At 61.1% G+C, this 5,756-nt stretch carries 3 protein-coding genes and 1 pseudogene; 3 read left to right on the top strand and 1 reads right to left on the bottom strand.

Annotation, left to right across the window (positions count from 1 at the left end; all coding sequences use genetic code 11):
* A partial coding sequence (locus BRAS3809_RS36570; RefSeq protein ID WP_170323281.1) for a hypothetical protein occupies window positions 1–1,636 on the top strand: 1,636 nt, incomplete at its 5' end.
* 2,736 nt (window positions 1,637–4,372) lie between these two features.
* A complete protein-coding gene (locus tag BRAS3809_RS13150) occupies window positions 4,373–4,666 on the top strand; it encodes a hypothetical protein (RefSeq protein ID WP_170323280.1) in 294 nt (97 codons plus the stop codon).
* A gap of 74 nt (window positions 4,667–4,740) precedes the next feature.
* Here the strand turns inward: BRAS3809_RS13150 and BRAS3809_RS35810 are convergent.
* Window positions 4,741–4,849, bottom strand: a pseudogene (locus BRAS3809_RS35810) (methyl-accepting chemotaxis protein); the annotation flags it as partial.
* Between the two features lie 297 nt (window positions 4,850–5,146).
* Between BRAS3809_RS35810 and BRAS3809_RS37065 the strand changes: the two are divergent.
* Window positions 5,147–5,452 (top strand): hypothetical protein, encoded by a 306-nt coding sequence (locus tag BRAS3809_RS37065; RefSeq protein WP_210161100.1) that lies wholly within the window; start codon window positions 5,147–5,149, stop codon window positions 5,450–5,452.
* Window positions 5,453–5,756: the final 304 nt, after the last annotated feature.

Genomic DNA, 5,756 nt, shown 5'->3' with positions numbered 1-5,756 from the left:
GGGAATGCGAGTCGCCGTAGCAACGGAAATTGATCGGCTTGGGAGCGACATCCAAGAAGAGTCCGGCGACCTGAGCGCGTTGCGCTTGCAGTACGAAGCTTACAAGCGTCTTGAAGACCAGGCGGCATTCTACAAGGCAGCGGCAGCTAAAGGGGTTGAGGCTGCGGAAGAATCCAAGAAGACATTGGAGGGCGAGAGCACACAAAAGGTCAGCGAAGATTTCAAAAGTTTATTAGAAAAGCCAACGACTAAGGCCGGGATGACCCGCGTCGGACTGTCGGGCGGGGACGATGCGGTCGCGGTTGTTGAGGGGCTTAGGGATCGGGCGAGCAAAGAAAAAGAGCCTGCATTGTTTCAGGCTGGCGATCGCGCGGCGTACTTTATTGCCATCATTCAGCGGCAGCGCAGAGAAGCCGCAGACGGATGGATGGCATGGCGGCAATATGTCCGTTTCCTTGCCGACGACGACCTCAAGGAAAGTGGAAGCGTACGATCCTTCTTGTACATGATGGTTGATGTGCGCGGTCAGATCCTGGCAGCCAATTCACTGAGCGCGCTTCGAGGGTTCGCGGACGCATTCGAGCTCTACTTTTGGTACGATTGGGCGAGTTTCAATGGAATCCTCTCTGATCCCGCGCCGGCCAAGGACCTTTACAAGCCGTGGTCCGTAAAAGAAGGAGCGGTCGTCGACGGCGTTTTGGTGACTAAGGTATTGCAATCAAACATACCGGTGGGGCACCTAATATTTATCAGCCTTTTCGGTGCGACTGCCTACGAAGGAGACTTCTACCCGGGTATCGGCAAGATCAATGATGAATTGGCAATGTACTTGTATTTCAGGTGGGCCAAGGACGTTTTCGTTGTGGGCAAGGCGATCGCGCCCGCTCCCCTGACATTTGACGAATCTCGGTATGATGAAGTTCGCGAAATGTCGGAGCGTACTGTTGCGAATTTTACAAATGGTGAGCGCGCTAGTCGTCTGGGAGAGATGAAACTACTTGTTATTATCTATTTTCGTCAGCTGTTTAAGCGGGATCCTGACCGTCTTGACTTGGATTTCAAGAACCTCGTCCAAAAGCTACTTGGAATCAAAGATAACAAAGTCAGGAGCTGGCTTCGGAGCCTGCCACAACGGTCGACGTCCAAGCCCGATCAAAGCGACCCGTCGAAAGACTTGGAGCCTCTGGTCTCTTATCTGCTGAACGAGTCTGATGTTGGCAAAGCAATCTCCATTGGAGATGCGCGCTCCCAGCTCGAAAACGCGGTAACCGATCTCGACTCGAAGATTTCGCTGTACTCGCTTCAGACCTCCCCGGCGTCGGCTGCGAATGTAAGCGGTGTCGTGAACGCCAGGACGTCGCGAACTCCGCCAGAAAGAGTGGCGTCGGCTCCGAGGACTGCTGTCGGAACGTCGACAATCGATGATGCACTGGATCAGATCAACCTGATGAAGGGGCAACTTCAGGATCGCTACTCCGCCTTTCAAACGATCGCGGCAGGCCAGGATCAGGTACTGTCCGATGTCGAGGCGGCTTACGGAGATCGGATCGCCGCGCTGACGTCCTGGGAGCCGGATTCTAATGAGGAGCTCACCTGGCGGTGGTACGGCCCCGAGCAGTCTGCGGCGGAGTCGTAGGCAACCTCGCCCGAACACGTTCGACCCGAGAGCAGCCCACCCATATCACAGGAGGATGGAGATGGCCGCGAGCCAGGAAATGTTTCGCTTCGTCAACACCAGGGTCATGAACCGTGCGAGCTTCAGCGCCATACAAAGCCGCCTGATCCTGGATCGCCGGCCGACGACCGCTGGCTCGCTGCTGGCTCGGCTGTTCGGTCCTGGCGACTTCGCGCTGAAGCTCGCCATGGCGGACGCGTTTTGCCTGACGAGCGATTGTCTCAACGAGAGTGCGCCCGCCATCCTCGCGCTCGATCCGCTCGCAGCGTTCTTTCGGAGCCATCTGGTGACCGGAGGACCTTTGACCGACCTCGCCAGTGCGTTCGAGGCCACCTTTCCGGCTTTCGCCGGCCTGATCGACGCGGTGCCGCGGCCGGCGCTCGTCGCCGCCGCGCGCGCTACGACGGCTCGCCTCTGGGATTCGCTCTACGCCCAGACGGTGATTGGTTGCGACCGCTATGTCGCGAACAACCACCTCATCGACGGACTGCGGGTCTACCACGTCCTGCGCTTGTTGTGGTCGGCGAGGAAACGACAGCTCGGCAGCTGGAATGGTGGGCTGTTCGACGATTACGACGCGCTTATCGACGTGGTCGCCGCCATGGCCGCGTCCGATGACCCGCAAAAGCTCGGTGACGGCGGCGTCATGTTGCGATCTCTGCAGCCCGCGCAAGGCGGAGCGGGCGGTGCGATCGCTCCTTCGGCGGCCGGCGCAAGATCCGAATCCTCGCCCTCGGGGCATCCCGGCTCCATCGTGCCGTCCGGCACATCGGTGCCGCCTCCGGCGTCGCATTCTCCGGGCTTTCCGGCCGGTCCACCCGCTCAACCGTCGCTGCCGGGCCTGGTCACGCCGCGCGGCATCTTCTACACCCCGCTCTCGGTGGGAGCCATCAAGCCTCCGGTAGTCGGAGACCTGCTGGTCGTGAATCAGGCGCTGCAGCGCTACGATATGAATGAGCTCGCTTCCATCGAGCCCATTCTGCGTGGCGAGCGCCGTGAGCACACCATCCGCCTGCTCAATCGTCAGAGCCAGACAACAACGACCGAGACGTCGCAGCAGCAAAGCCAATCGGACTCGTTGACGACGGATGAGCGCTTCTCGCTTTCTAGCCAAGCTCAAAAGGCGGCGACGGAAAGCCTCGGTGTCAATGCCGGCGTCAGTGTCTCAGGCAAGTTCGGTCCGGTGCAGGTTTCGGCGTCGGTCAACGCATCGTACAACACTTCCAAATCCTCGTCGGACTCGACAGCGCAGGACTACGCCAAGACGGTCACGCAGCAGGCGCAGAAGAGCGTCGAGAGCAGCATCAAGCAAACCAGCTCGGCCACCATTCTGACCGAGACCCAGGACACCACGTTGAGGGGCTTCAACAACGAGAAGGGCACCTCCAACATCAACGGGCTCTACCGGTGGGTCGACAAGATCTATTCGGCGACGTTGCTCAATTACGGGCGGCGGCTGATGCTCGCGCTCACCGTGCCTGAGCCGGCGGCGTTGTACCGCGCATGGATCCAGCAGAGCGTGGCCGCCGCCAGCACCGAGCTGGTCGAGCCCGTGCCGCCGTCGCGCATCGACAAGACCTCGCTCAAGCCGCTGCACCATCCCAAGTCGGGCGGCGGCTTCGAGAGCTCACTCGATCTCAATGAGGACAACTATGCCAAGTTGGCAGCGCTCTATGATGTCACCGTATCTCCGCCCCCGCAGAAGCACCTCACCGGCAGCAAGGCGTTCGTCTATCCTGACGCCATGCAGGCAGGCAAGATTGATGTGAATGATGCCGTCAACGAGCCCGGTTACGTCAGCAGCGACAATACCATCACGCTCGATCCCAGCTATCGGCTGACGCGCCTCAACGTCCTCGCTCCCGAGGGCGGCAGCGGCGATTTCCTCTCCTACGCCAACGCCCTGCATCTTGGCGAGGTAGCCGGTTTCACTACAGGCGCCGACGGCACCACCGTCGCAGAGGCCGACCTCATCCTGGTGCAGGTCGCGGACCGCAGCTTCTACATGTCGGTGCGCCGCGGCCGTCCGGATCCTGACGAAAAGGTCATCAAGACGAACTTCAACAAATGGCAGGAGATCGAGCATCACGCCGACCCATTCGGCGGCGCGGTACAGCCTTCGATTCCGATCACGATCACCGCCAAGTTCGAATGCATCATGACGTTCACCGTTGCCTATGAAGCTCACCTGACCAACGAGGCGCTGAACGCCTGGAAGGCGAGCGCCTATGCCGCCATCCTCAGCGGCTACAACGCCAAGAAGCAGGCCTATGATGAGGCGATGACCGTTGCCAACGCCACCGGCAAGTCGACGAGCGACGCCAAGACCTACGCGTTGCGTTCCGACCAATACCGGAGCATCGAGCTGACCGAGCTCAAGCGCGGTTGCATCGATTTGCTCAGTCGTGGCACGGCTGCAGGCTTTACGTCGATGAAGATCGCANGGACGGCACGCCGACCATCGTCTACGATGCCGCAAGTGGCGCGTCGCTCGGCGATTGGCGCTCGCCCCTGGCGAACGGCTCTGTCGCAGATTTCTTCGAACTTGCCTTCGATTGGGCAAACACCACCTATCAGTTCTACCCCTATTACTGGACGTCGAGCGAGCGCTGGGGGACGCTGGCGGCGGCCGCGAGCGACGATCCGGTGTTCGAGCAATTTCTCCGTGCCGGCAGCGCAAGCGTCGTCGTGCCCGTGATGCCGGGCTACGAACGTCCGGTTCTGTTCTTCCTGAAGACCGGTCTCATCTGGGCCGGCAAATATCTCGCTCTCTTTCCGACCCAGGACATCCTCGACGCCTACGAGGATGTCGAACTCGGGCGGCAGTTCGATCCGCCGCTGCAGGTCGGTGACGCCTGGGAAATCCGTTTGCCCACCAGCATGGTCATGTTGCAGGACGACGATACTCTTCCGGTATTCCCTCTCGACCAGGCGCCCGAAACCCAGCCCACGGCCACGGCGACATCACTTGATGAGAGCGTGCCATTTTGACAATGGCTCCTCGCTCTCGCGCAAGCAGTTCAGCGCAGGCGTATGTCGGCCGTGAAACTGTGGTCGCGTCGTCCGATGGCCGGTCTCGCCGGTTGCCTTGGCGGTCTGCTCGGCCGGTGCCTTGACCTCGGACGCCACGAACGCAAAGCCGCGGCCGGCATCGCCCGCGCGCGCCACCTCCAAAGCGCGGCCGGATAATCTCACGTGGCAACGCGCCTGAATCCGCATCGAGAGGCCTGGGTGCGACGGAGCGCATCTCCAATTCACCCTGTCTCATGGTGTAGACTTGACGCCGTTGGCACGGTGGGCGCGTTGTCGTATCCTCAGCGAACAGAGACGATGCGAAATGGAGGCTTTGCCGTGCTTCGATGCCTTGCACCTGGACTGATCCAGCCGGCGGCCCGCAAGGCATGGATCTGCTCCCTCATCCTCGGCAGTTCTGCGATGGCGTCGAGTTCTTCTGCGACGGCGGAGCCGCTGGTGCCGTCGAAGACCCGCACGATCACCATCCATTCCCAGGGCGCCGACGACCAGGGCATGCGACCTTCACCGCCGACGGCGGGCTACAAGCTTCTGACCATCAAACCGGTTCAGCCTCAACCCGGCGATGGCGGCGCAGCAGGTGGCGGACAATCATCCGACGGCATCACGTCCGGAAACATCTCCTCCGAGGGCCTTCACAAGATCCGGACCTTTCAGGTCAGGCAAGCGCCCGGCGACATGGATGACGGATTTCGCCATCTCGTCCCCACGACACCGGTCCCAGCCGAGTCCGCACCGAAGTGATCGTCGCCGCGGCGCCCCGTCGTTGCGAAGCGGCGGACGGTTCGGGTGAGAGTGCGTTTGACGGCGACAGTGGCCGGTTTGCGAACGTCGAGCGCGCGGTCGCGCAGGTGCGGACGGGGTGGTGAGCTCAGGCGACTGATTGGGGACGGCGTCGGCAGCTTCTGGTATTCAGAATGAACGGCTACGCCGGTCGGTCTCGGCCCGCTTCTCCGGCACGACGATCCCTCGCTTGACGGTCCCAAAAGTAAGCAGAGAGAAAAGTGCAGCGTCGCCGCCGCCCCGCTGAGTTGGCCTCGTCCATGCT

This window comes from Bradyrhizobium sp. STM 3809 (assembly GCF_000239795.1).
Classification (GTDB): domain Bacteria; phylum Pseudomonadota; class Alphaproteobacteria; order Rhizobiales; family Xanthobacteraceae; genus Bradyrhizobium.
The sequence above is the reverse complement of the archived record's forward strand: the minus strand, read 5'-3'. Positions and strand labels throughout refer to the sequence as shown.